Here is a 23,304-nt window from a genome sequence, read left to right as displayed (position 1 = left end):
AGCGCGCGCTCGCCGTGCGCGAGGCGCGGGCCGCGCGCGCGCTCGACCCCGATTCGGAACCGGCGCTGCTGATGCTGGCGCAGGTGGAGCCCGGCCCGGCCGCCGCGGCCGCCATGCTGGCCGGCTTCGTCGAGGCCCACCCGCGGGCGCGCCAGGCGCGGCTGGCCTACGCCAAGATGCTGATCGAACAGCGCAGCTACGCCGGCGCGCGCGCGCAGTTCGCGGCCCTGCTCGGGGACCAGCCCGACGACCCCGACGTGTTGTACGCGCTCGGCATCATGTCGATCGAGCTCGACGACAACGCCGCCGCCGAGGGCCACCTGCTGCGCTACACCGAGGTCTCGGCGGCGCGGCCGGACCCGCTGCGCGACGTGGCCAAGGTGTTCATGATGCTGGCCCAGCTGGCCGACCGGCGCGGCGCGCCCGACGCCGCCCTCGGCTGGCTCGCCAAAATCGGGCCGGACGAGCCGGAGCAGCATTTCCGGGCCCAGTTGCGGCGCGCCGAACTGATCGGCAGGCAGGGCAGGCTGGACGAGGCGCGCGGCGTGCTCGACGTCCTGGCCGCGCCGACCCCTGCTGCGCAGGCGCGGGTCGTCACGGCCAGGGCCCACCTGCTGCGCGAGGCCGGCCAGATCGACGCCGCCTACGCCGCCCTGCAGGCCGGCACGCGCCGCTTCCCGCGCGACGCCGACCTGCTCTACGACTTCGCGCTGGTGGCCGAAAAGGCCGGCCGCCACGACGTCATGGAGCGCGTGCTGCGCGCCGTGATCGCGCAGGCGCCCGACAAGCAGCACGCCTACAACGCGCTCGGCTACTCGCTGGCCGAGCGCAACCTGCGCCTGCCCGAGGCGCTGGCCCTGATCGGCAGGGCGCTCGCGCTCGCGCCCGACGACGCGTCCATCATCGACAGCATGGGCTGGGTCCAGTACCGGATGGGCAACCTGGTTCTGGCCGAGCAGCATCTGCGGCGCGCGTACGCCCTGCGCGCCGATCCCGACATCGGCGTGCACCTGGGCGAGGTGCTGTGGCAGCAGGGGCGGCAGGACGACGCGCGCGCCCTGTGGCGGGCCGCGCGCGCGCGCGATCCGAAGAACGACACGCTCAAGAGCACGCTGGCGCGGCTCAGCCCCGGCTTTTGACGGCGCCCGGCGGCGCGCCTTGCCGGGCCCCTTGCCGGGCGCGCATCGCGACGCCGCCATGCGCGCTTGTTTGACGAGTGCGCAACACGACAGCGATGTGCGCGATAATATGCGCCTTCGCCGGCGGCCCTTGGGGCCCGCCCCCATCGATCCATCCAACCCGGTCCCGCCATGTCCATGACGCTTCGCCCAAGAATCCAGACCCTGTCCACGCTGGCCTGCGCCGGCCTCCTGCTGGCCGCTTGCGCCACGCCGGGCAGCTACACCTCGCAGGCGAAGGTGGCGCCGTACCGCGAAACGATCGACCTGGGCGGGCGCCTGTCGGTCAACTACCAGAAGGACGGCAACCCAGAAACCATCAGCGTCAAGTTCGCCTGGGCGCAGGTGCCCGGCCGCATCGACCTCGACCTGGCCACGCCGCTCGGCCAGACCGTGGCGCGGATCAGCGTCACGCCCGGCTCGGCCACGCTGACCCAGGCCAACCAGGCACCGCGCGCGGCCGCCGACATCGATTCGCTCACGCGCCAGACGCTGGGCTGGTCGCTGCCGGTGGCCGGCCTGCGCGACTGGGTGCAGGGCTACGCGACCGACGCCTCCGGCGCGCGCTTCGCCGCCTCGCCGGTGCGCCACAGCGTCACCACCGACGACGGCTGGCGCCTGCGCTTCGTGTCGTGGCAGGACCCGGACGCGGCCCGGCCCGTGCCCAGGCGCATCGACGCCGAGCGCAGCGCGACCGCCAGCGCCGACGCGCTCGCGATCCGCATCGTGCTCGACCCGCAGCCGTGATGGCCAACGAGGCGATGGCCAACGAGGCGATGGGCGCGGAGGGGGGCGGGCCGGCGACGGCGCCCAAGGCCGCCAACGACCGCCTGCACCATTGCCCGGCGCCGGCCAAGCTCAACCTGTTTTTGCACGTGACCGGGCGCCGCGCCGACGGCTACCACCTGCTGCAGACGGTGTTCCAGATGCTCGACCACGGCGACGTGCTGCACTTCGACCTGCGCGACGACGAGCGCATCGTGCGCACCACCGAGGTGCCCGGCGTGCCCGAGCAGCACGACCTGGTCGTGCGCGCGCTGCTGCTGCTGCGGGCCGAGTACGCGCGCCGCCACGGCGGCCTGCCGCCCGGGGTCGACATCGCGATCGAAAAAATCCTGCCCATGGGCGGCGGCCTGGGCGGCGGCTCGTCGGACGCCGCCACCGCGCTCATGGCGCTCAACCACCTGTGGCGCGCCGGCCTCACGCAAGGCGAGCTGATGGCGCTGAGCCTGCCGCTGGGGGCCGACATCCCGTTTTTCATCTTCGGACAGACCGCGTTCGCCGAGGGCGTGGGCGAGGCGCTGCAGGCGGTCGAGGCGCCCGATTGCTGGTACGTTGTGCTCGAGCCGGGCGTCGCCGTGCCGACCGCGGAAATATTTTGCGCGGAAGATTTGACAAGGGACGCGATACCGGTCAGAATAGCGGACTTTTCCAGACACATGAAGACGCGGGGTGGTCTGACGGGGTTTGGAAGGAATGATTTGCAGGCAGTTGCGTCACGTTTGTTCGCGCCGGTGGCACAGGCGATCGAATGGCTGGGCGCATATGGCGAAGCGAGAATGACCGGTTCAGGGGCGTGCGTGTTTTGCGCGTTTTCCAGCGAGGCGCAAGCCGACGCGGTGCTCACGAAAGTGCCCGCCAAATGGAAAGCCTGGAAGGCAAAATCGTTGCAGCGCCACCCCTTGTGGGCCGTCATGCAAACGCATCAAGATGTAGAATAAATTTGGCTTGACGTTGGTTTTGACGATAAAATGCGTCTCTGTAACGGCAAGCAGTCAGTTGCGTAGGGGAATCGCCAAGTTGGTTAAGGCACCGGATTTTGATTCCGGCATCCGAAGGTTCGAGTCCTTCTTCCCCTGCCATTCGTTTAGCCTGTCATGTCGATGCGAGGTTTGCATCCAGCAGGCGAACATGGTGGTGCCTCCCCCGGCGGACCATCTTTAGCAAATCACCGGCCGCGCGGCGGGTGACTTTTCAAGTATCAACGCTTTTCTTCTCTTGGGACTCCCATGGCTTACGAAAACCTGATGGTTTTTACCGGCAACGCAAATCCGGCGCTGGCAGAAGGAGTCGCAAAAAATCTCGGCATCCCCCTCGGCAAGGCAGTCGTCTCGAAGTTCTCGGACGGCGAAGTGATGGTCGAAATCAATGAAAACGTGCGCGGCAAAGACGTGTTCGTGCTGCAGTCGACCTGCGCGCCGACCAACGACAGCCTGATGGAAATCATCCTCATGGTCGACGCCCTCAAGCGCGCGTCGGCCGGCCGCATCACCGCCGCCATTCCCTACTTCGGTTACGCCCGCCAGGACCGCCGCCCGCGTTCGGCGCGCGTGGCGATCTCGGCCAAGGTGGTCGCCAACATGCTCGAGAAGGCCGGCGTCGAGCGGGTCCTGATCATGGACTTGCACGCGGACCAGATCCAGGGCTTCTTCGACATCCCGGTCGACAACATCTACGCCTCGCCGATCCTGCTGGGCGACCTGCAAAAGCGCAACTACGACGACCTGCTGGTGGTCTCGCCCGACGTCGGCGGCGTGGTGCGCGCGCGGGCCCTGGCCAAGCGCCTCGGCTGCGACCTGGCCATCATCGACAAGCGCCGCCCCAAGGCGAACGTGTCGGAGGTGATGAACATCATCGGCGAAGTCGAGGGGCGCAACTGCGTGATCATGGACGACATGGTCGACACCGCCGGCACCCTGACCAAGGCGGCCGAGGTGCTCAAGGAGCGCGGCGCCAAGAAAGTGGTCGCCTACTGCACACACCCGGTGCTGTCGGGCCCGGCGATCGACCGCATCGCGGCCTCGCCGCTCGACGAGTTGGTGGTCACCGACACGATCCCGTTGTCGGCCGCCGCGCTGGCATGCAGCAAGATCCGCCAACTGACCTGCGCGCCGCTGCTGGCCGAGACCTTCAAGCGCATCAGCAAGGGCGATTCGGTGATGTCGCTTTTCATCGACTAAGTATCGACTAAGTATCGACCAAGTATCGACTAACAAGTTGTGCGATTGCCGCCCCTGGTGTTGGGGTGGCGGCGAAAAGTTTTCAACACACACGGCGCGCCCGCTAAAAAGCTGGCAGCGCCGTTGTGCTTTTACCGGTTTCTTTGGGCGCAGTTTTGCGCCCGACAACGAAGAGCCCCTGGTCGCGGGGGCTGTTCACCACGCGGGATGTTTTGTCCCGCACATTTTGGAGCTTCAAATGAAAGTTATCGCATTCAATCGCACGTTGCAGGGGTCCGGAGCGAGCCGCCGCCTGCGTACTTCGGGGCAAACTCCCGGCATCATCTACGGTGGCGCCGAAGCCCCGGTTATGATCGCACTGGACGGCAACGCCCTGTACCACGCGCTCAAAAAAGAAGCGTTCCACGGTTCGATCCTGGACCTCGAGATCGACGGCAAGAGCCAGCAAGTGCTGCTGCGCGACTTCCAGATGCACGCGTTCAAGCAATTGGTCCTGCACGCTGACTTCCAGCGCGTCGACGCGTCGAGCAAAGTGCACAAGAAAGTCGCACTGCACTTCGTCAACGCCGAAGTCTCGCCAGCGGTCAAGCTGCACGGCGCGATCGTGTCGCACGTGTTGTCCGAGTTGGACGTGTCGTGCCTGCCGGCCGACCTGCCCGAGTTCATCTCCGTTGACCTGGCAAACATCGACGTCGGCCATTCGATCCACGTCGCCGACCTGGTCCTGCCAAAAGGCGTGACCGTGATCGCCCACGGCACCAACCAGACCGTCGCCACCGCGTCGGTACCGGCCGGCCACGTGTCCGCCGAAGCCACCGCCACCGCCGAAGCCGCGCCTGCCAAGGCAGCGGCCAAGCCGAAGAAGTGATTCGCGCGGCCGCAGCGATGCGGCTTGCGAAACAAAAAAGCCCGCCAGCGCCTGCTGAGCGGGTTTTTTTTATGAGCCGTTTTGCGCCATAATCCCAGATTCCCCAGTTGACCGCTCATTGGCTTCGATAAGTACTTGTATTCCATTGATGTTTTCGCATTTAAATGCTTTACTTTTTGGGTGCCTGCGCTACAGGCGCGCCTGTCCAACTGGGGAATCTAGGATAATCACTGACCGCACCACTATTTCGAGAGCAACATGGCAATACGCCTCATCGTCGGGCTGGGCAACCCCGGCCCCGAATACGAACAAACCCGCCACAACGCCGGATTCTGGCTCGTCGACCAGCTCGCCAACAGCCTGGCGGGCTGCCGCCTGCAGCGCGAGTCGCGCTTCAACGCTTTTGTGGGCAAGGGCGCCATCGCCGGCCGCGAGGTCTGGCTGCTCGAGCCGCAGACCTTCATGAACCGCTCCGGCCAGTCGGTCGGCGCGCTGGCGCGCTTCTACAAGATCAACCCCGACGAGGTGCTGGTCGTCCACGACGAGCTCGACATCGCGCCGGGCCTGGCCAAGATGAAGAAGGGCGGATCGGCCGGCGGCCACAACGGGCTCAAGGACATCACCGCCGCGCTCGGCACGCAGGATTACTGGCGTTTGCGCCTCGGCATCGGCCATCCGCGCACCAGCGCCTCGCAGCAGGCCGTGGCCGACTACGTGCTGCACCGCCCGCGCAAGGAGGAGCAGGTGCTGATCGAGGAGTCGATCGACAAGAGCCTGCGCATCGTCCCGCTGGTGTGCGAGGGCAAGTTCGACACGGCCACGATGCAGTTGCACACGGTTTAGCTTGGGTGCGCGCGCGAAGCTATTTTTTACAGCGCCGATAATTCGACGATGAACGCCCTCAATTTCTATGCCGGCCCGCGTGCGCTGGCGCACATCCGCAGCCACGGCCTGCGCGCGCGCGACGTGGCGGTGGTGCCGGCGGCCGCCGGCGGGCCCAAGGGCCTGATCTTCCAGTCGCTCGACCAATGGCTGTTTGGCGAGTGGCTGCCCGCCGCGCCGCGCGAACGCACCCTGATCGGCTCCTCGATCGGCGCCTGGCGCCTGGCCGCGGCCTGCCACGCCGACCCGGCCGCCGCGTTCGAGCGGCTCGGCCGCCTGTATTGCGACCAGCGCTACACGGCCAAGCCCACGCGCGACGAGATCGACCTCGTGTGCCAGCGGTTGCTGGGCGACTTTTTGGGCGACCACGCGGGCGAGGTGGTCAACCATCCGCACCACCGGCTGCACCTGCTGGCCGTGCGCGGACTGCGCCAGCTCGACGCGCCGCGCCACCGCTACGCCGAAATGCGCGGCTTCGCGGCCGCCACCTTGCTCAACCTTGGCGCGCGCGAACGGCTGGCCCATATGCTCGAGCGGGTCGTCATCGGCGACGCGCGCGACCCGGCGCCGTGGCTGCGCGAAAAATTCGACGGTTTCACGACCCACTTCGCCGCGCTCAGCGACGCCAACCTGGCCCCCGCGCTGCTCGCCTCAGGCACCCTGCCGATGCTGATGAAGCCGGTCGGCGGCATCGCCGGCGCGCCGCCGGGCAGCTACTGGGACGGCGGCATCATCGACTACAACCTGGCGCTGCCGTACTCGCGCATCGGCGGCGCCGACGCCGGCGAGCTGGTGCTGTACCCGCATTTCGGCGAGCACATCGTGCCCGGCTGGCTCGACAAAGGCCTGCCCTGGCGGCGCGCCGCGCGCGGCCCCAACCGCGGCTGGCTCGACAACGTGGTCATCGCCGCGCCGTCGCCCGCATTCCTGCGCACCCTGCCGCGCGGCAAGCTGCCCGACCGCAAGGACTTCAATCATTACGGGCTCGACCACGACGCCCGCGGCGCGGCCTGGCGGCGCGCGATCGCCGAGGGCGCCCGGCTGCGCGACGAATTGGCCGCGTTCGCCGAGCGGCCCGAGCTGTCGCGCATCAGGCCCGTCTGAACGCGCGGCGTTCCCGGAATCGACGAATTTGTCGTCGCTGGAGGCTGGCCGGGATATTGCGCTAGTATTGGGGGGGCGGGCCGCGTTGCCGAGATAATATAAAGATATCGATGACCGCTGAAAACCCCTATGTTGGCCCGCCGCGGCCATCGTTATCGCACCGCGCTCATGGGTTTTCAGTCCAAGGGATTTCTCTTCGCCTACTCCTACTGGCAAGGCGCCGCGGGCACTTTCGAATATCACCGTCTGAAGAAGGAGGCGCTTGGCGACAGTAGATCGCCGGGTCGAATTTATTTATGGGAAAGTTCCGCCATCATTCCAATTTCGCCAAATCGGCGCCGGCGACGGCGTACCGGTTTCCCTTCGTCTGCCTCGGCTGCCGCAAATCGTTCAAGTATCCATCGAGCCTTCAGGTCAAGCACTGCCCCCAATGCAAAGGGGAGATGGTCATGCTGGGCCGGAAATTCTCCGCGCCGAAGTCGAAGGACACCGCCCAGTGGGAAAAGATAAACCTGCTGGTCGCCCACGGCTTCCGTTTTTATGCCGTGTACGAGCCGTCGCATTGGGGCGGCATGCGGGTGGTGGAATACCCGAACACGCTGGCCGAAGCGCGGTTGTTCGTCGTGAAATACGCCTCGGCCGTGGCAAGGCAGCGGCCCAATCACGCGCTGCTTCCCGAACCCGGGGCAGCGGCGGTCCCCAAAGGCGATGCATGAAATCGCCCCGACCTGGAACGAACGATGCAATAGGCAGTTGTCGCGGCGGCGGCAACGCGCGCTGTCCGGGCAGATGAGAACAAGCCAGGCGCCGACACGAGCGGCCAAGGAACTGGCGCTCGCCGTTCTCCTGATCGCGGTGGGCGTGCGCGCGTGCGCGGCGGCTGCGGCGACCACGGTGTGCGCGTCGAACGTCCAATCCCCGCCATTCTTTTACGTCGCGCAATTCAACAAAGATGGCACGCTGCCGCGCGGGCTGGCGGTCGAGATCCTGCGCGAGGCGATCGGGACCAGGGTTGGCGGGCCGCACATCGCCAAGCTGCCCTGGAAGCGGTGCCTGAAACTGGCCGAGCTGGGATTGATCGACATCGTGATCAACGTGCCGACCGCCCAGATCGATGCGGCGCCATTCTTCATCACCGAGCCCTACGTGGAAATGCGGAGCGCGTATTACGTCTCGCGCAGGCGTTGGCCACGGGGCATACCCATAACCAATCTGGAAGACCTGAAAGCGTATCGGCTTTGCAGCCTGAGCGGGAACACCTATGACGGCTACGGCCTGCGCGGACAGCCCGTCGACAGCGGCACCAACAACTATATCTCCCTCATCGGCAAACTGCATGCCGGCAACTGCGACCTGTTCATCGAGAAGCGCGAAGTGGTGGCCGGACTGAGATTGCTCGCGCCGCGCGTTGCCGAGGCGTTCGCCTCGCGTGATTTGATCAGCGCCCGGTTGCCGGAGGACTCCCCGATCGGTCTGCATTTCGCCGTCAGCAAGCGTTCAAAGGAGGGGGCGGCGCTGCGCGCCAGGCTCGACCGGACCATCGCCAGGCTCAAGGCCGCGAACACGATCAACCGTTGGATGATGGGCTACCTGAACGCCCAGCGCTGAACGGTTTTGCGCGTCCAGCTCCAATGTTATTATCGGCAATTCCTGTATTCCGATTTCTTGAACGCCCAAGGGGAAATGACGTGAACAAACTACTGATCGCAATTGCTTTCGCGGCTGTCGCGGCGGCCGGCTGCAACTAGCACGCCGACGACGCGCGCGCGGAAAATCCGCAAGCCACCGACGATGTGGTGGGGATCGCGCTCGCCAACACCGCGTTGCAGGCCTCCAAGCTCGACGTGAGCGCGCTCACCAAGATCACACCGAAGCTCGAAGCGGCATGCGCCAGGAACAAATATGGCCTGAGCGAGGCGGAATGCCGCAAAAAGATCAGCGAGCGAAAAGACGAATGCGCGCAGCACACCGCGCGGCAGTACCCGGGCGAGTTGGGCAATGTCGACCGGATGCGGGCGGTTGTTTCCACCTATGTCGATTGCATTCTCGATAAATAGAAAGGTTGGGCCAGGCACCCGCCTGTGCGAATGGCCTGGGAATCATCGCGAAAACGTCGGGCGGCCACGCCGATCCGAATTCGCCGGCGGCCGGGCGTGTGGGGCCAAGCCGCACGGCACGCGCCTGACCCGCCCGAAAGCCGCTTTTTGCGGCCTCCGGGCCCCAGCACGGGTACAATATGGGGTTTCGGGCCGCACGCGTGTGTGCGCCGCCCCAGTCCATCGAGTGAAAGTCTTCCCATGAGTCTCCAATGCGGCATCGTCGGCCTGCCTAACGTCGGCAAGTCAACCCTTTTCAACGCCCTGACCAAGGCCGGCATCCCGGCCGAAAACTACCCGTTCTGCACCATCGAGCCGAACGTGGGCGTGGTCGAAGTGCCGGATCCGCGCATGCAGGGGCTGGCCGACATCGTCAAGCCCGAGCGCATGGTCAACGCGATCGTCGAGTTCGTCGACATCGCCGGCCTGGTCGCGGGCGCGTCGAAGGGCGAGGGCCTGGGCAACCAGTTTCTGTCGCACATCCGCGAGACCGACGCCATCGTCAACGTGGTGCGCTGCTTCGAGGACGACAACGTGATCCACGTGGCCGGCAAGATCAGCCCGCTCGACGACATCGAAGTGATCCAGACCGAGTTGGCGCTGGCCGACATGGGCACGGTGGAAAAAGCGATCCACCGCGAGAACAAAAAAGCGCGTTCGGGCGACAAGGACGCCGCCAAGCTGCTGGCCGTGATGGAGCGCATGATGCCGTTCCTCAACGACGCCAAACCGGTGCGCGCGATGGGCCTCGACGCCGAGGAGCTGCTGCTGATCAAGCCGCTGTGCCTGATCACGGCCAAGCCGGCGATGTACGTGGCCAACGTGTCCGACACCGGTTTCACCAACAACCCGCTGCTCGACCAACTGACCGGATACGCGAAGAGCCAGAACGCGCCGATCGTGGCGATTTGCGCCTCGATCGAATCCGAAATCGCCGACCTCGACGACGCCGACAAGGGCGCCTTTTTGTCCGACATGGGCATGGAGGAGCCGGGCCTCGACCGCCTGATCCGCGCCGCCTACAAGCTGCTCGGCCTGCAGACCTACTTCACGGCCGGCGTCAAGGAGGTGCGCGCATGGACCATCCACGTGGGCGACACCGCGCCGCAGGCGGCCGGCGTGATCCACACCGACTTCGAGCGCGGCTTCATCCGCGCCCAGACCATCGCCTACGACGACTTCATCGGCTACAAGGGTGAGGCCGGCGCCAAGGAGGCGGGCAAGATGCGCGCCGAGGGCAAGGAGTACGTGGTGAAAGACGGCGACGTGCTCAACTTCCTGTTCAACGTCTAAGCTCCACAGTGGACTCCGCCGGATTTCGGCGGACAACGAAAACCCTATGCGTCCCCGTGACCATGGGGTTTTTTTGTCCCTGTACGTCCGAGTGTTGGCGCCGACGCCAAATTGATCCAGGCGGCCGAAATTCGTTGACCCAGGCGAATTCGCGCAAACGCAGGCGCCATGCGGCTCCCAACGGCAGCGCCAGGATCAGGCGCAATCGGCGCTGTGAGTCAATTTGGTGTCGGCGCCAACAGTCTCCGAGGTCAATTTCAGCAAATTCTACTTCTGTCCAGTGCGTCGATTCAGTCATAATTCCATGAGGCAAAAGACAAGAGTAAACCTGAAATCTCAAGAGTTTACAACAACATTTTCAAGTGTTTGATTGTTAACGACTTTGTTGAATCGTGAATTGTCAAATTGACACTGTTGCACGTCCGAGTGCGAGATGTGTATGAACCTATGGGCAAAACCCCATAAACCGATGACACAGAAACCAAGCTAAAGTTTCGACCCGTTAAGTCCGGTGGATTGTGCCTTGATCGGGCCTCTTGAAATTCATCCACTTTTCGGAATCATGATGAAACTATTGAAGAGCATCATTTTCGCCTGCCTCTATAGCATGCACCTTTCAGTGTGGGCACAGGTAACCTACGAAGGATGCAATGACATCAGGAATATGCCGGTCGCTTCAATTTCAGATTACTCGGTCCAAGATATTGCAGTCGCCATGCTAGCACCTAATGGCACACCGCAGATTCGGTACAACCAAAACGTGCTTGTATCCGTTGCGCCGCAAACTAGAGTCTTTTTCTATATGCATGAATGCGGCCATCATGCACTCGGTCACAACTTTGGCACCACCCATCCGCTACGAATGGAACAAGATGCTGACTGTTTCGCCATCCAGACGATGGTTAAGAACAGAATGGTAAATGCGTCAGACATCCGCGTGATTCAGGCAGACTTGTACTCCAGAGCGCGTGGCGACTGGTCTCATTTGCCGGGCCCAATGAGGGCCATCAATCTCGGGCGCTGCCTAGCGGACAATCCAAGATCGAGCCGCACTCGTATCCAGCCCAAGGGGGCGGAACCTGAAAATGAAGATCATGATGATTTGGACGAATCGAAGGCGCGCGTGACCGAACGCTCCAAGGTGAGTGAACCGTCAACTCCCCATAGCTACGTAAGACCTACTTACGACGATCCCCCGCAAGAACAGAGCGAGCCGATCGTCGAAGGGCCTTCAATCAAAAGCGTGAACAGTTCGGAACTCTCCAGCTGCACGGCGAAGTTGCGCTGCGAAATCGATACGTTAGAACAGATTTGCGCCTGCCGTACAACTATTGCCGCCATTGCGGAAGAAAACGGATTTAGTGAAAACAAGAAAATGAAGTTGACGGGAGAGAAGTGCTACTCAGGACAGTACGATATTCATACTTGTTGGACCGATCCAAATGTCAACTTGGCTCGAGCTTCTTGCACAACAATGCTGGAGGATGCAAATAAGGCGATTCCTGCGCCAAAACCAGGCTCATGCCTGGACAAAAACAAGAGAAAATAACTTCGTAGCTGAACCATCAGCATTTGCACTTAGGTGCCGTGAATAAATAAGTGTGACAATTGGGCGGCTCTGGCGGGACCGATTGCAAGGCAATCCGGGCACCGCAAATTACTCGCCGCGATGCAAGGCGCGAGAAGGAGTCATAGCGAGCTATGGCGACGACGAGGGCGCTCTGCAAGAACGCCGAGGCAGCAGCGCGCCCGTCAGGGCCGATCCAATTGTTACAGTTATTTTGAACGACTCCTTAGTGGGGATCGGCCAGCCCCGCATCTTGTGCCAGTGTTTGCCTGCGAGAGCCGTTGGCGGGTGCGGGCGCACGCGTAAAATCTTGGATGCTAGGGATATCGAGCCGCCGCTAGCCGATCAGGTACTGCACGCGATCGCCGCTCACCACAAGGTCGCGCAGCAGATTCGCGACGATGGCCTCACGGGGCAAGACAAGCTCGCACGCCGCCAGGAACCGCTCGGCCCACCGGCTCGACGTGGTTCCCAAAACCAGAGCGTTTGTACGTTTCTCGGAATCCTCTTGTTCGGCTCGGAGAGACTTCCCGCTTTACGTCTGAACTCCCACGCCAGTAGTGAAAATGCCCCGAGGTCGCGGGGTGTCCAAAAGGACACGATTGCTGTCATAATATGTAATTACGCATTCATCCGAGCGGCCTTGTGGCGATCCTGTCCAAACTGATAATCTATCCAATCAAATCGTGCGCCGGCATCCCGGTGCCCGAGGCGACCCTGACGCGCGCCGGGCTGGCGCTGGACGGCGTGCGCGACCGCGAATGGATGGTCGTCGACGGCGACGGTATCTTCCTGAGCCAGCGCGCGCATCCGCGCATGGCGCTGATCACGCCGCGGCTGCGCGAGGGCGCGCTGGAGCTTGGCGCGCCCGGCATGCCGGCGCTTGCAATCGCGCTCGCCGCGCACGCCACCGGCGGCGCGCCGCCGCGTGAGGTGCGGGTCTGGGACGACGTCGTTCTGGCCGACAATTGCGGCGACGCCGCCGCGGCCTGGTTTTCGCAGATGCTCGGCGTGGCCTGCCGGCTGGTGCGCTTCAACGCCGCCGCCGCGCGCCTGGCCAGCGCCAAATGGACCGGCGGCGTCGACGCGCCGACCCGCTTCGCCGATGGCTACCCGGTGCTGGTGGCGGGGACCGCCTCGCTGGCCGACGTCAACCAAAAGCTGGCCGCGGCCGGACGCGCCGCGCTGCCGATGGACCGCTTCCGCCCGAACCTCGTCGTCGACGGCATCGGCGCCTTCGAGGAGGATTATGTGGACACCTTCGGCCTCGGCGCGGCGTTGCTCAAGCCGGTCAAGCCCTGCGGGCGCTGCCCTATGCCCTCGATCGACCAGGCCACCGGCGAGCGCGGCCCCGATCCGCTCGACATCATGCAGGCCTACCGGCGCAAGGCGCAGGTGGGCGACGAGATCTGCTTCGGCATGAACGCGATCGTCGTCGAGGGCGAGGGCGAGCGCCTGTTCGTGGGGCAGGCGGTGTCGGTCGCGCTTGCCTTTTGACGGGCGCTGTGTGTGTGTGTGTGTGGCACGGTTTTCGTTTGCAAGCGCGCCAAGTTGGCGTAAGGTGGCGCTTGTTGCCACAAACTGATCCATTCGATCAAGCAAGGAGCACTATGCAAGAGCCGGGCGTCACGCTGGATCTGGTCGAGGAGAACGCCGCCCTGCGCGCGCGCATGGACTATCTGCTCGAGCAGGCCGAACGCAACCACGACATCATGTGCCGGCACCATAGCTTCGACCTCGACATCGTCGGCGCGGGCAGCTTTCCCGACCTGGTCGGCACCATCTTCCGCCAGCTTCCGGTGGTCTCCGAGCTCGACGTCGTGACGCTGGCCCTGCTCGACGTCGGCGACGACATCCACGGCACCATGCACAAGCTGGGCGTCGATTTCGCCGACTTCCCGCACCTCGTGTTCGTCCAGGCCGAGGCCGAGCTGGGCTTCGTGCCGTCCCGCAGCCCGCTGTTCACGGGGCCGCCCAAGCCGCTGCTGGGGCCCTACCATCCGGCGGCGCACCAGGCGATGTTCCCGCACGCGCCGGCCGGCCTGCAAAGCATCGCGCTGGTGCCGCTGCTGCGCAACAAGCGCCTGATCGGCAGCCTCAACCTGGGCAGCGTCGACCCGGTCCGCTTCACGCCGTCGATGGGCACCGACTTCGTCGAGCACATGGGGTCGATCATCGCGATCTGCCTCGAGAACGTGATCAGCAACGAGATGCTCAAGTACATCGGCCTGACCGACGCCCTGACCGGGGTCTACAACCGGCGCTACATGGACCTGCGCATGCTCGAGGAGATCGCGCGCGCCCAGCGCCAGAGCCACCGCGTCTCGTGCATGTACATCGACATCGACCACTTCAAGCTGGTCAACGACAGCGCCGGCCACCAGGGCGGCGACGAGGTGCTGCGCGAGGTGGCCGCGCGCATCAAGGCCGAGCTGCGCCTGTCGGACGCGCTGGGCCGCTTCGGCGGCGAGGAGTTCGTGGTGCTGCTGATCGACGCCGACGGCGACAGCGCCGGCGTGGTGGCCGAGCGCATCCGCGCCAGCGTGGCCTTGTCGCCGTTCGCGCTGTCGTGCGACGCGTCGGTGTCGGTGTCGGTCTCGATCGGCGTGGCCACGCTCGGCGAGATCGGCCGCGAGCGCGCCATCGAGGCGCTCTCGCAGGAGCTCGTTGCGCAGGCCGACTCGGCCCTGTACCGCGCCAAGGAGGGCGGGCGCAACCGGGTGGTCAGCTTCGCGGCGGACGAGGGCTGAGAGGCTGAGAGTCTTTCGACCATGCCCGCTCATCGCGCCGGAAGGCGCCCGCTCGTCGTTGCAAATGCTCGCCATAGCCCGAGCTATGGCTGTGCTTTGCGCCTCGATCGGCCATCTTCTGGCGCGCTGCTCGGGCACGTCCGAAAAACTCTCAGCTTCTGACCGGTTTCGATGGGCGTCCGGACGGGCGCCTTCCCCGAATGCTACCCCGATGCCAAAGGTGCTCCGGCAACCGCGACCGGCTCGCCCCGGCGTCGGCGTGCGTTTATTCCCGCTCTCTCGATTCGGCAAGAACCTTTTCCCGTGAGTAGTTCACGACTTTGATTCCGCGGCTCTCCAAGGGGAATCCTTCCTCCATGTTTTCGACGCCAACCCGATTCGTTATGGCTACCGCATACGTCGGATCGATCTCCAGGGCGCGGTCGAACTCGGCCAAGGCCTGGGCCTTGTGCCCCAAATGGGCAAGGCAGAGTCCCATGTTGCCGTGAAGCGTTGCATTGCGTTCGATCATTGCCGCGCTCGCGCGAAAGCCGGCCAGGGCCCCGGCCCAATCCGTGCGCTCCATGAGTTTGAAGGCGCGATCGAACTCGGACTTGGAATCGAGATAATAGTCCAAATCAACGCCGTGGCTTTGTCGGATGAAGGCATCCATACTGTCCAGAAACGATTTGGCCTGCTTGGCGGGCATCTCGCCGGGATCCGCGAACTCCAGCACTTTGCGGTAGGCGTGGATTGACTCGCCCACTTCCAAAAGCTTTTCATGGGACAAGGCCTTGTTGAAGTGCGCCTCGACGAAATGCGGGGAAGCGGCAATGGCCTTGTCGAACCAGTTGACGGACTCTTTGAGCTGGCCCGAAATCGCATGCATGGTTCCCATTCCGTAGCAGACGTATCTGTCGTCAGGATGCTCTGCCGTCAGCCGGGCGAGCAGCGTCCACGCCTCATTCGTTTTGCCGCGTTGGGCAAGTTCCAACGCGGAATCAACGGCTGTCTCCACCCTCGCGTCTGCCTCAGAGATAAAATGGCCGCCGGGCCGCCTCGCGGCCGGGCTGCGGGTGGCGCCATATTGTTGCGCGGTGGCATAGTGGGAGCAGCCGGCGCAGGTCTCATTGCGAATCTTCGCGCAACAAAGGCTGCAAATTTCTGCGTTGTTTTGACGCTTGCAGCGGCGCTGGGCTTTGCGGCTTTCACATAGGGGGCATGGATTTTTCATCGTTTGAACAGGCTTTTATTGGGCGGGTGCGCTTTCGAATAGGCGCGCCGCGCGAATTGTCAGAATTTCTCGGGTGTTGTAAAGTGTCGCGCGGCCAAGTATATACCGGGGGCGGTGAAGACCGCCAAACCGGGCGCCTGGTTCCAACCGATCGCGTGGGCTTGGGCCCGCCGCGGACAACGAGGCGCGTCGCGACCAGCGCATCTTCAACAAGGCCACAGGCGATCATAGGCACCATGCACGAGACCCCTTTCCCGCGCCTCGCCCCCGGTCCGCTGTCCCCACTCGACGCGGAAACCATCATGGCCCACGCCGCCCCGTCCGACGAAGCCGGGGCGCTTGCGCCGGCGCTGCAAACCCTGCTCCATGAACGCGGTTGGCTTGCCATGCTGGCGCCGGTGGCGGCCGGCGGCGCCGAGCTGGCGCTGCCCGCCGCTGTGCGGCTCGAGGAGGCCATCGCCAGCGCCGACGGCGGCACCGGCTGGACCGTGACCCTGTGCGCGGGCGCGGCCTGGTTCGCCGGTTTCCTGGTGCCCGATTTGGCGCGCGAGATCATCGGCACGCCCGGCCTGTGCGTCGGCGGCAGTGGCGCGCCGACCGGCCACGCCGAGCGCGAGGGCGACGGCTACCGGCTCGGCGGGCAATGGGACATCGCCACGGGCGCGCCGCTGGCCACCCACTACACCTTCAACGCGATGCTGCGCGAAGGCGGCCGGCCCCTGCTGGACCCGCAGGGCGGGCCGCGCATACGCGCCTTCATCGTGCCTGCGCAGAGCGTGCGGATGCAGCCGACTTGGCACAGCATCGGATTGCGGGCCACGGCCTCGCACAGTTTCAGCATCGACGGCGTGTGGGTCGGCGCGCGCCACGGATTCGACATCGCGCCCGAACATGCGACGGCGCCGGGTCCGTTGTACCGGTTTCCGTTTGTCACGCTCGCGTTCGTCACGCTGGCGGCCAACGTGGCGGGCATGGCGAAGCATTTCCTGGGCCTGGCCGGTCCGCTGATCGCTGGACGGCGCCATCCGCTGGCCGGGCGCATGCTGGGGGAGATCCCGGAGGTCGTATGGGTAGTGCGCCAGGCCGGGCATGATCTCGCCGCAGCGCGCGCGCATTTCTATCTCCTGCTCGACGCCATGTGGGAGCGGGTCTGCCGCGACGCCGCGCCCGATGTCGGCCAGGCGCATGCGCTGCATGCGGCGTCGCTGGCGCTGGTCGAGGCGGGCCGCATTGCCGTCGACACGCTGTATCCGTTTTGCGGCCTGCACGCGGCCGACGGGCGCAGCGACATCAACCGGGTCTGGCGCGACCTGCACACGGCCACGCAGCACGCCATGCTGCTGCCCTTGCAGGCGCCCTAGATACCAAGCCCGGCGCCATCGCGGGCCGGGAATCGCCGGCGGCACCTGAAGGTCCGCCCGCAACGCAAGCGGACCGCTACTGCAGCAGCCGCCCCTCGGCCCGGTGCACCGCCTCGGCCGAGCCGCGCAGCACCACCACGTCGCCGGCCAGCAGTTCGGTCAGCGCGCTCACCTCGACGCGCTCCTTGCCGCGCCGCAGCGCGGTCACCTCGGCCCCCACCTCTTCGAGCTCGAGCGATGCGATGTTCTTGCCGACCGCGCCGGCGTCCTCGCGCATGATGACCGAGTGGAGCCGCACGAACATGTGCTCCTCCTCCTCGCCCATGTCGCTCGAGGCGTGGAAGAAGCCGCGCAGCGAGGCGTAGCGCTCGTCGCGCGCGCTTTGCACCCGGTGCACCACGCGCCGCAGCGGCACCCCCATCATCACCAGCGCGTGCGAGGCGAGCATCAGGCTGCCCTCGAGCGCCTCGGGCACCACCTCGGTGGCGCCGGACTTCTTGAGCAGGTCGAGGTCGGTGTCGTCGTGGCTGCGCACGATCACCGGCAGCGTCGGCGCCAGCTCGTGCACCAGGTGCAGCACGCGCAGCGCCGAGGCGGTGTTGGCGTAGGTGACCACCAGCGCGCTGGCGCGGTGGATGCCGGCCGCGATCAGGCTCTCGCGCCGGGCCGCGTCGCCGTAGGTGACGCTGGCGCCGGCGATGCGCGCCTCCTGCACCCGCTCGGGGTCGAGGTCGAGCGCCAGGTACGGTATGTTCTCCTCGCCCAGCAGGGTCGCCAGCGTCTGCCCGCTGCGCCCGAAACCGGCCACGATCACGTGCTTCTGGCTGGCCATCGTGCGGCTGGCGATCTGGGTCAGCTGGAGCGACTGCATCATCCATTCGTTGGCCGAGAACTTGAGCACGATCTTGTCCGAATGCTCGATCATGAAAGGCGCCACCAGCATCGACAGCACCATCGAGGCGAGCACCAGCTGGATGATGAACGGGTCGATCAGCTTGGCGTCGGCGCTCAGGCTCAGCAAAACGAAGCCGAACTCGCCGGCCTGCGCCAGCGCCAGCCCGGTGCGCATCGAGGTGCCCAGGTTGGAGCCGAAGGCGCGCGCCAGCAGCGCGATCAGCGCGAACTTGACCAGCACCGGGCCGGTCAGCAGCAGCAGCACCAGCCACCAGTTCTCGAGCACCAGGCGCACGTTGAGCAGCATGCCGATGGTGATGAAGAACAGCCCGAGCAGCACGTCGCGGAACGGCTTGATGTCCTCCTCGACCTGGTGCTTGTACTGGGTCTCGGAGATCAGCATGCCGGCCACGAAGGCGCCCAGCGCCAGCGACAGGCCGGCGCGCTCGGTGATCCAGGCCGCGCCCAGCGTGATGAGCAGCAGGTTGAGCATGAACAGCTCCTGCGAGCGCCGCTTGACCACCACCGCGAACCACTTGCGCATGAGCTTTTGGCCGATGAACAGCAGCAGCACCAGCACGATGACGGCCTTGAACCCGGCCCAGGCGAGCGTCTCGGCCAGCTTCTCGGGGGCGATCCCGAGCGAGGGAATCAGGATCAGCAGCGGCACCACGGCCAGGTCCTGGAACAGCAGGATGCCGATGATCTTGCGCCCGTGCTCGCTCTCGAGTTCGAGCCGTTCGGTGAGCATTTTCACGACGATGGCGGTCGACGACATCGCCAGCGCGCCGCCCAGCACGAACGCGGCCTGCCAGCTGACGTTGAGCGAGGCCGGCAGCACGTGGCCGATGGCCCAGCCGAACAGCATGGTCAGCGCGATCGTGGACGTCACCTGCGCCATGCCGAGCCCGAACACCACGCGCCGCATCGCCATCAGCTGCGAGAGCGAGAATTCGAGCCCGATCGAGAACATCAGGAACACGACCCCGAACTCGGCCAGCGTGTGGGTGGTCGCGTTGTTGTCGGCCAGGCCGAGCGCGTGCGGCCCGATCAGGATGCCGACGGCCAGGTAGCCGAGCATCGGCGGCAGGTGCAACATGCGGAAGGCGACCACGCCGAGGACGGCGCTGCCGAGCAATACGAGGGTCAGTTCGAGTCCTGAAAACATGCAGCCGGGGTAGGGAAAAAGGGGTGGGTAGGGGGTTGCGTCACGCTTTGTTGCAACTGGCAGGTTTTTTGCTTTCTCAATTCGTTTATACTTGCACCAAGAGTGTAACCGATGAAAAAACAATGCTGAAACAATTCGACCCAAATATCACCCGCCGCGCCATGCAACTGGCCCGGGAGACGCTCGAAATCGAGGCCGACGCGGTGCGCGCGCTGCAGGTGCGCCTCGAATCCGACGACAGCGTCGGCCACGCGGTGGGGCTGCTGCTCGCCTGCGGCGGCCGGGTGGTGGTCTCGGGCATCGGCAAATCGGGCCACATCGCGCGCAAGATCGCCGCCACGCTGTCCTCGACCGGCACCCCGGCCATGTTCGTGCACCCGGCCGAGGCCGCCCACGGCGACCTCGGCATGGTCACCGCGCAGGACGCCTTCATCGCCATCTCCAACTCGGGCGAGACGAGCGAGCTGATGTCGATCCTGCCGATCGTCAAGCGCATGGGCGCGCCCCTGATCGCCATGACCGGCAACCCCGGCTCGAGCCTGGCGCTGCTGGCCGACGTCCACCTCGACGTCTCGGTGGCCAAGGAGGCCTGCCCGCTGAACCTGGCGCCGACGGCCAGCACCACCGTCACGCTGGCGCTGGGCGACGCGCTGGCCGTCGCGCTGCTCGACGCGCGCGGTTTCCGCGAGGAGGACTTCGCCCGCTCGCACCCGGGCGGCGCGCTCGGCCGCCGCCTGCTCACCCACGTGCGCGACGTCATGCGCAGCGGCGCCGCGGTGCCCATGGTCGCGGCCGACGTCTCGCTGTCGCGGGCGCTGCTCGAGATCACCGAGAAGGGCATGGGCATGACCGCCATCGTCGACGCCGACCAGCGCCCGATCGGCGTGTTCACCGACGGCGACCTGCGGCGCCTGATCGAACGGGTCCAGGATTTTTCCAAGGTCGCCATCCGCGACGTCATGCACGCCGACCCGCGCCGGGTCCACCCCGACCAGCTGGCCGTGGACGCGGTCGCGATCATGGAGCAGTACCGGATCAACCAGATGCTGGTGGTCGACGCCGACGAGCGGCTGGTCGGCGCGCTGCACATCCACGACCTCACGCGCGCGAAGGTGATCTGATGAACGGCTTGATGAACGGCCTTGGCAAAGAGCCCGGCCACATGGCGCGCGCGGCCGCCGTCAAGGTCATGATCTTCGACGTCGACGGCGTGCTCACCGACGGCAGCCTGACCTACAACGCCGACGGCGAGGCGACCAAGACCTTCAACGTGCTCGACGGCCTGGGCATCCAGATGCTGCAAAAGTCGGGCGTGGCCACCGCCATCATCAGCGCGCGCAATTCGCCGATCGTGGTGCGGCGCGCGGCCGACCTCGGGATCGCCCATGTGCACCAGGGGATCCACGACAAGCGCATCGCCTTCGCCCGCCTGCTCGAGGCCACCGGCGTCACCGCCGAACAGTGCGGCTACATCGGCGACGACGTGATCGACCTGCCGCTGCTGCTGCGGGTCGGCTTCGCGGTCGCCGTGCCGAGCGGCCACGCCGAGGTCCAGCACCGCGCCCATTACGTCACGCGCGCCGGCGGCGGGCGCGGCGCCGCGCGCGAGGTGTGCGACCTGCTGATGCGGGCCCAGGGCACCTACGACCTGGCGCTGGCGCAGTACTTCGCCTGACCACCATGGCCACCGTCTACAAACGCACCGCGCACCGCTGGAACCTGATCGCCCTGGTCACCGGCGCGGTGGTGCTGGCCGCCGCCAGCTTCTGGCTGCTGCAGCTGGTCAACCGCAGCGGCGAGGCGCTGCAGGCCGACGCCAACAAGAACGAGCCCGATTACATCGTCGAAAACTTCAGCATCGTGCGCATGTCGGCGGCCGGCGTGCCGCGCTACATTATCTCGGGCGCCAAGCTGACCCACCGCCCGGTGGGCGACTGGTCCGACGTCGAGGCGCCGCTGGTGCAAAACCTCGAGCCGGGGCGCCCGCCGATGGTCATCAAGGCGCGCCGCGCGCGCATCCTGCACGACGACGACGAGGTCCATTTGCTCGACAAGGTCAGGATCGAGCGGGCCGCCTCGGCGGCCGGCGAGCGCCTCTTGATGGGCACCGAGGCGCTCACCGTGTACCCAGACCAGGACCTGATGCGCACCGCGCTGCCGGTGCGCATGGAGATCGGCGGCGCCACCGTCACCGGCACCGGCATGACGTTCGACAACGCCAAACGCACGCTGAACATGGCCAGCCGGGGCCGCGCCGTGTATCCGCCAAAACCGCGCTAGCGTGGACCAATCAAGGATCAAACCAATGAAAAAACTACTACTCGCAGCCGTCATGGGCCTGCTCGCCGCCAGCGCGTGGGCCGAGCGCGCCGACTCCAACAAGCCGATCACGATCACCTACGAAACCTTCGACGCCGACGACGTCTCGCAGGTCAAGACCTTCACCGGCAACGTGGTCCTCACCCGCGGCACGCTCGTCATGCGGGCCGAGAAGGCGGTCCTGCGCGAGGACAGGGAGGGCTACCAGTCGGTCACGCTGACGGCCGCGCCGGGCAAGCTGGCGACCTTCCGCCAGAAGCGCGACGGCGGGCCCGACCTGTGGGTCGAGGGCCAGGCCGAGCGCATCGAATACGACGACCGCAGCGAGCTCGTCAAGCTGTTCTCGCGCGCCCAGATCCGCCAGCTCGACCGCGGCACGATGAGCAACGAGATCGACAGCGCGTTCATCTCCTACGACAGCCGCAAGGAGGTGTTCGTGGTGCGCAACGACGCGAGCGGCGTCAACAAGCCCGGCCAGGGCCGCGGCACCCTGATCATCGCCCCCAAGAAGCCGCGCCCGCCGGCCACCCCCGACGCGGCGGACAAGCCATGAGCGAGGCGACCCAGAACGCGGCCGCGCGGCTCGCGGCCGAGACCATGGACGAGCACGCGAAGCAGGGCGGCAACTGCGGCGCCACGCTGATCGTGCGCGGGCTGCAAAAGACCTACGGCAAGCGCATGGTGGTGCGCGACGTCTCGCTGCAGGTCGGCTGCGGCGAGGTGGTCGGCCTGCTCGGCCCCAACGGCGCCGGCAAGACCACCTCGTTCTACATGATCGTCGGGCTGGTGCCGTCCGACGCCGGCTCGATCGACATCAGCGGGGTCGACATCTCGAGCCTGCCGATCCACCGGCGCGCCGAGCTGGGCCTGTCGTACCTGCCGCAGGAGGCCTCGGTGTTCCGCAAGCTCACCGTCGAGGACAACATCCGCGCCGTGCTCGAGCTGCAAAAGGTCGACGGCAAGCCGCTCGGCAAGGCCGCCATCACGGCCCGCCTCGACACCCTGCTGGCCGACCTACAGATCGAAAAGCTGCGCGAGAACCAGGCGCTGTCGCTGTCGGGCGGCGAGCGGCGCCGGGTCGAGATCGCGCGCGCGCTGGCGACCAATCCGCGCTTCGTGCTGCTCGACGAGCCGTTCGCCGGGGTCGACCCGATCGCCGTCATCGAGATCCAGCGCATCGTGCGCTTCCTCAAGGAGCGCGGCATCGGCGTGCTCATCACCGACCACAACGTGCGCGAGACGCTCGGCATCTGCGACCGCGCCTACATCATCAACCAGGGCGCGGTGCTGGCCTCGGGCCGCCCCGACGACATCATCACCAACGAGTCGGTGCGGCGCGTCTATCTGGGCGAACACTTCCGGATGTGACTGGTCATGAAACAATCCCTGCAACTTAGGACCTCGCAGCACCTCGCGCTCACGCCCCAGCTGCAGCAGTCGATCCGGCTGCTGCAGTTGTCGACGCTCGAGCTGCACCAGGAGCTCGAGCAGCTGCTGTCGGACAATCCGCTGCTCGAGCGGCTCGACGACCCGCTCGACCATTCGGTGCGCCTGCTGGCCGACGGCGCCATCAACGGCGCGCCGGCGCCGGGCGAGGGCGCGCCCGAGCCGGGCGCCCAGGACGCCCCGGGCGCGCCCGAGGGCGAGGGCG

Annotated in this window: 22 protein-coding genes, 1 tRNA gene and 1 pseudogene; 22 read left to right on the top strand and 2 right to left on the bottom strand. The window is 65.9% G+C overall.

Annotated features, from left to right (window positions below; all coding sequences use genetic code 11):
* The 15 genes from C7C56_RS00115 to C7C56_RS00050 all read left to right on the top strand — a co-directional run.
* Positions 1-1,139, top strand: a 1,139-nt coding sequence (locus tag C7C56_RS00115) for a tetratricopeptide repeat protein (protein WP_146204208.1), incomplete at its 5' end; no start/stop codon positions are given.
* A 177-nt stretch (positions 1,140-1,316) separates the two neighbouring features.
* The gene (locus tag C7C56_RS00110) at positions 1,317-1,925 is read left to right on the top strand and encodes an outer membrane lipoprotein LolB (protein ID WP_229457776.1); all 609 of its coding nucleotides are present in this window, start codon (positions 1,317-1,319) and stop codon (positions 1,923-1,925) included.
* Positions 1,926-1,954: 29 nt separating this feature from the next.
* Positions 1,955-2,899 carry a 4-(cytidine 5'-diphospho)-2-C-methyl-D-erythritol kinase gene (gene ispE, locus C7C56_RS00105; RefSeq protein ID WP_106755490.1) on the top strand — a complete coding sequence of 315 codons (945 nt, stop codon included), beginning with the start codon at positions 1,955-1,957 and terminating at the stop codon, positions 2,897-2,899.
* Between the two features lie 64 nt (positions 2,900-2,963).
* Positions 2,964-3,040 (top strand) — tRNA-Gln (locus C7C56_RS00100).
* Between the two features lie 147 nt (positions 3,041-3,187).
* Positions 3,188-4,138: a ribose-phosphate pyrophosphokinase gene (locus tag C7C56_RS00095; RefSeq protein ID WP_106755485.1), complete on the top strand. Its 951-nt coding sequence runs from the start codon at positions 3,188-3,190 to the stop codon at positions 4,136-4,138.
* Between the two features lie 238 nt (positions 4,139-4,376).
* The gene (locus tag C7C56_RS00090) at positions 4,377-5,006 is read left to right on the top strand and encodes a 50S ribosomal protein L25/general stress protein Ctc (RefSeq protein ID WP_106755484.1); all 630 of its coding nucleotides are present in this window, start codon (positions 4,377-4,379) and stop codon (positions 5,004-5,006) included.
* Between the two features lie 258 nt (positions 5,007-5,264).
* A complete protein-coding gene (gene pth, locus C7C56_RS00085) occupies positions 5,265-5,849 on the top strand; it encodes an aminoacyl-tRNA hydrolase (protein WP_106755483.1) in 585 nt (194 codons plus the stop codon).
* Positions 5,850-5,897: 48 nt separating this feature from the next.
* Entirely contained in the window at positions 5,898-6,992 is a 1,095-nt protein-coding gene (locus C7C56_RS00080; protein ID WP_106755482.1) for a patatin-like phospholipase family protein, read from the top strand.
* A gap of 296 nt (positions 6,993-7,288) precedes the next feature.
* The gene (locus C7C56_RS00075) at positions 7,289-7,708 is read left to right on the top strand and encodes a hypothetical protein (protein WP_106755481.1); all 420 of its coding nucleotides are present in this window, start codon (positions 7,289-7,291) and stop codon (positions 7,706-7,708) included.
* Entirely contained in the window at positions 7,701-8,600 is a 900-nt protein-coding gene (locus tag C7C56_RS00070) for a substrate-binding periplasmic protein (protein ID WP_106755480.1), read from the top strand. Before C7C56_RS00075 ends, C7C56_RS00070 begins: the two co-directional genes overlap by 8 nt.
* Positions 8,601-8,788: 188 nt before the next feature.
* Positions 8,789-9,049 carry a hypothetical protein gene (locus C7C56_RS00065; protein WP_146204207.1) on the top strand — a complete coding sequence of 87 codons (261 nt, stop codon included), beginning with the start codon at positions 8,789-8,791 and terminating at the stop codon, positions 9,047-9,049.
* A 240-nt stretch (positions 9,050-9,289) separates the two neighbouring features.
* On the top strand, positions 9,290-10,381 hold the full coding sequence (gene ychF / locus C7C56_RS00060; protein ID WP_106755478.1) for a redox-regulated ATPase YchF: 1,092 nt from the start codon (positions 9,290-9,292) through the stop codon (positions 10,379-10,381).
* A 565-nt stretch (positions 10,382-10,946) separates the two neighbouring features.
* Positions 10,947-11,930: a hypothetical protein gene (locus C7C56_RS27830; protein WP_146204206.1), complete on the top strand. Its 984-nt coding sequence runs from the start codon at positions 10,947-10,949 to the stop codon at positions 11,928-11,930.
* A gap of 663 nt (positions 11,931-12,593) precedes the next feature.
* The gene (locus C7C56_RS00055; protein WP_106755477.1) at positions 12,594-13,445 is read left to right on the top strand and encodes an MOSC domain-containing protein; all 852 of its coding nucleotides are present in this window, start codon (positions 12,594-12,596) and stop codon (positions 13,443-13,445) included.
* 113 nt (positions 13,446-13,558) lie between these two features.
* The gene (locus C7C56_RS00050) at positions 13,559-14,698 is read left to right on the top strand and encodes a GGDEF domain-containing protein (protein ID WP_106755476.1); all 1,140 of its coding nucleotides are present in this window, start codon (positions 13,559-13,561) and stop codon (positions 14,696-14,698) included.
* 265 nt (positions 14,699-14,963) lie between these two features.
* On the opposite strand, the gene C7C56_RS00045 is transcribed toward C7C56_RS00050, so the two are convergent.
* The gene (locus C7C56_RS00045; protein WP_106755475.1) at positions 14,964-15,911 is read right to left on the bottom strand and encodes a tetratricopeptide repeat protein; all 948 of its coding nucleotides are present in this window, start codon (positions 15,909-15,911) and stop codon (positions 14,964-14,966) included.
* 236 nt (positions 15,912-16,147) lie between these two features.
* Here C7C56_RS00045 and C7C56_RS00040 point away from each other — a divergent pair, with 236 nt between their 5' ends.
* Complete coding sequence (locus C7C56_RS00040; protein ID WP_229457774.1) at positions 16,148-17,272, top strand: acyl-CoA dehydrogenase family protein; 1,125 nt, start codon at positions 16,148-16,150, stop codon at positions 17,270-17,272.
* Between the two features lie 76 nt (positions 17,273-17,348).
* On the opposite strand, the gene C7C56_RS00035 is transcribed toward C7C56_RS00040, so the two are convergent.
* Positions 17,349-19,334, bottom strand: a complete 1,986-nt coding sequence (locus C7C56_RS00035) for a monovalent cation:proton antiporter family protein (RefSeq protein WP_106755474.1) — start codon at positions 19,332-19,334, stop codon at positions 17,349-17,351.
* Between the two features lie 122 nt (positions 19,335-19,456).
* On the opposite strand from C7C56_RS00035, the gene C7C56_RS00030 reads away from it, so the two are divergent.
* From C7C56_RS00030 to C7C56_RS00005, 6 genes and pseudogenes are all read left to right on the top strand, one after another.
* A complete protein-coding gene (locus C7C56_RS00030) occupies positions 19,457-20,455 on the top strand; it encodes a KpsF/GutQ family sugar-phosphate isomerase (RefSeq protein WP_106755473.1) in 999 nt (332 codons plus the stop codon).
* Entirely contained in the window at positions 20,455-21,009 is a 555-nt protein-coding gene (locus tag C7C56_RS00025) for a KdsC family phosphatase (RefSeq protein ID WP_229457772.1), read from the top strand. The genes C7C56_RS00030 and C7C56_RS00025 overlap by 1 nt, the downstream gene beginning before the upstream one ends.
* 5 nt (positions 21,010-21,014) lie before the next feature.
* Positions 21,015-21,614 (top strand): LPS export ABC transporter periplasmic protein LptC, encoded by a 600-nt coding sequence (gene lptC, locus C7C56_RS00020; protein ID WP_106755472.1) that lies wholly within the window; start codon positions 21,015-21,017, stop codon positions 21,612-21,614.
* A gap of 25 nt (positions 21,615-21,639) precedes the next feature.
* Entirely contained in the window at positions 21,640-22,206 is a 567-nt protein-coding gene (gene lptA, locus C7C56_RS00015; RefSeq protein WP_106755471.1) for a lipopolysaccharide transport periplasmic protein LptA, read from the top strand.
* A 44-nt stretch (positions 22,207-22,250) separates the two neighbouring features.
* A complete protein-coding gene (lptB, locus tag C7C56_RS00010) occupies positions 22,251-23,021 on the top strand; it encodes an LPS export ABC transporter ATP-binding protein (RefSeq protein WP_106755487.1) in 771 nt (256 codons plus the stop codon).
* Between the two features lie 6 nt (positions 23,022-23,027).
* Positions 23,028-23,304, top strand: a pseudogene (locus tag C7C56_RS00005) (RNA polymerase factor sigma-54); the annotation flags it as partial.

Origin of the sequence: Massilia glaciei (assembly GCF_003011895.2) — a bacterium.
Taxonomy (GTDB): Bacteria; Pseudomonadota; Gammaproteobacteria; order Burkholderiales; family Burkholderiaceae_D; genus Telluria_A; species Telluria_A glaciei.
The sequence above is the reverse complement of the archived record's forward strand: the minus strand, read 5'-3'. Positions and strand labels throughout refer to the sequence as shown.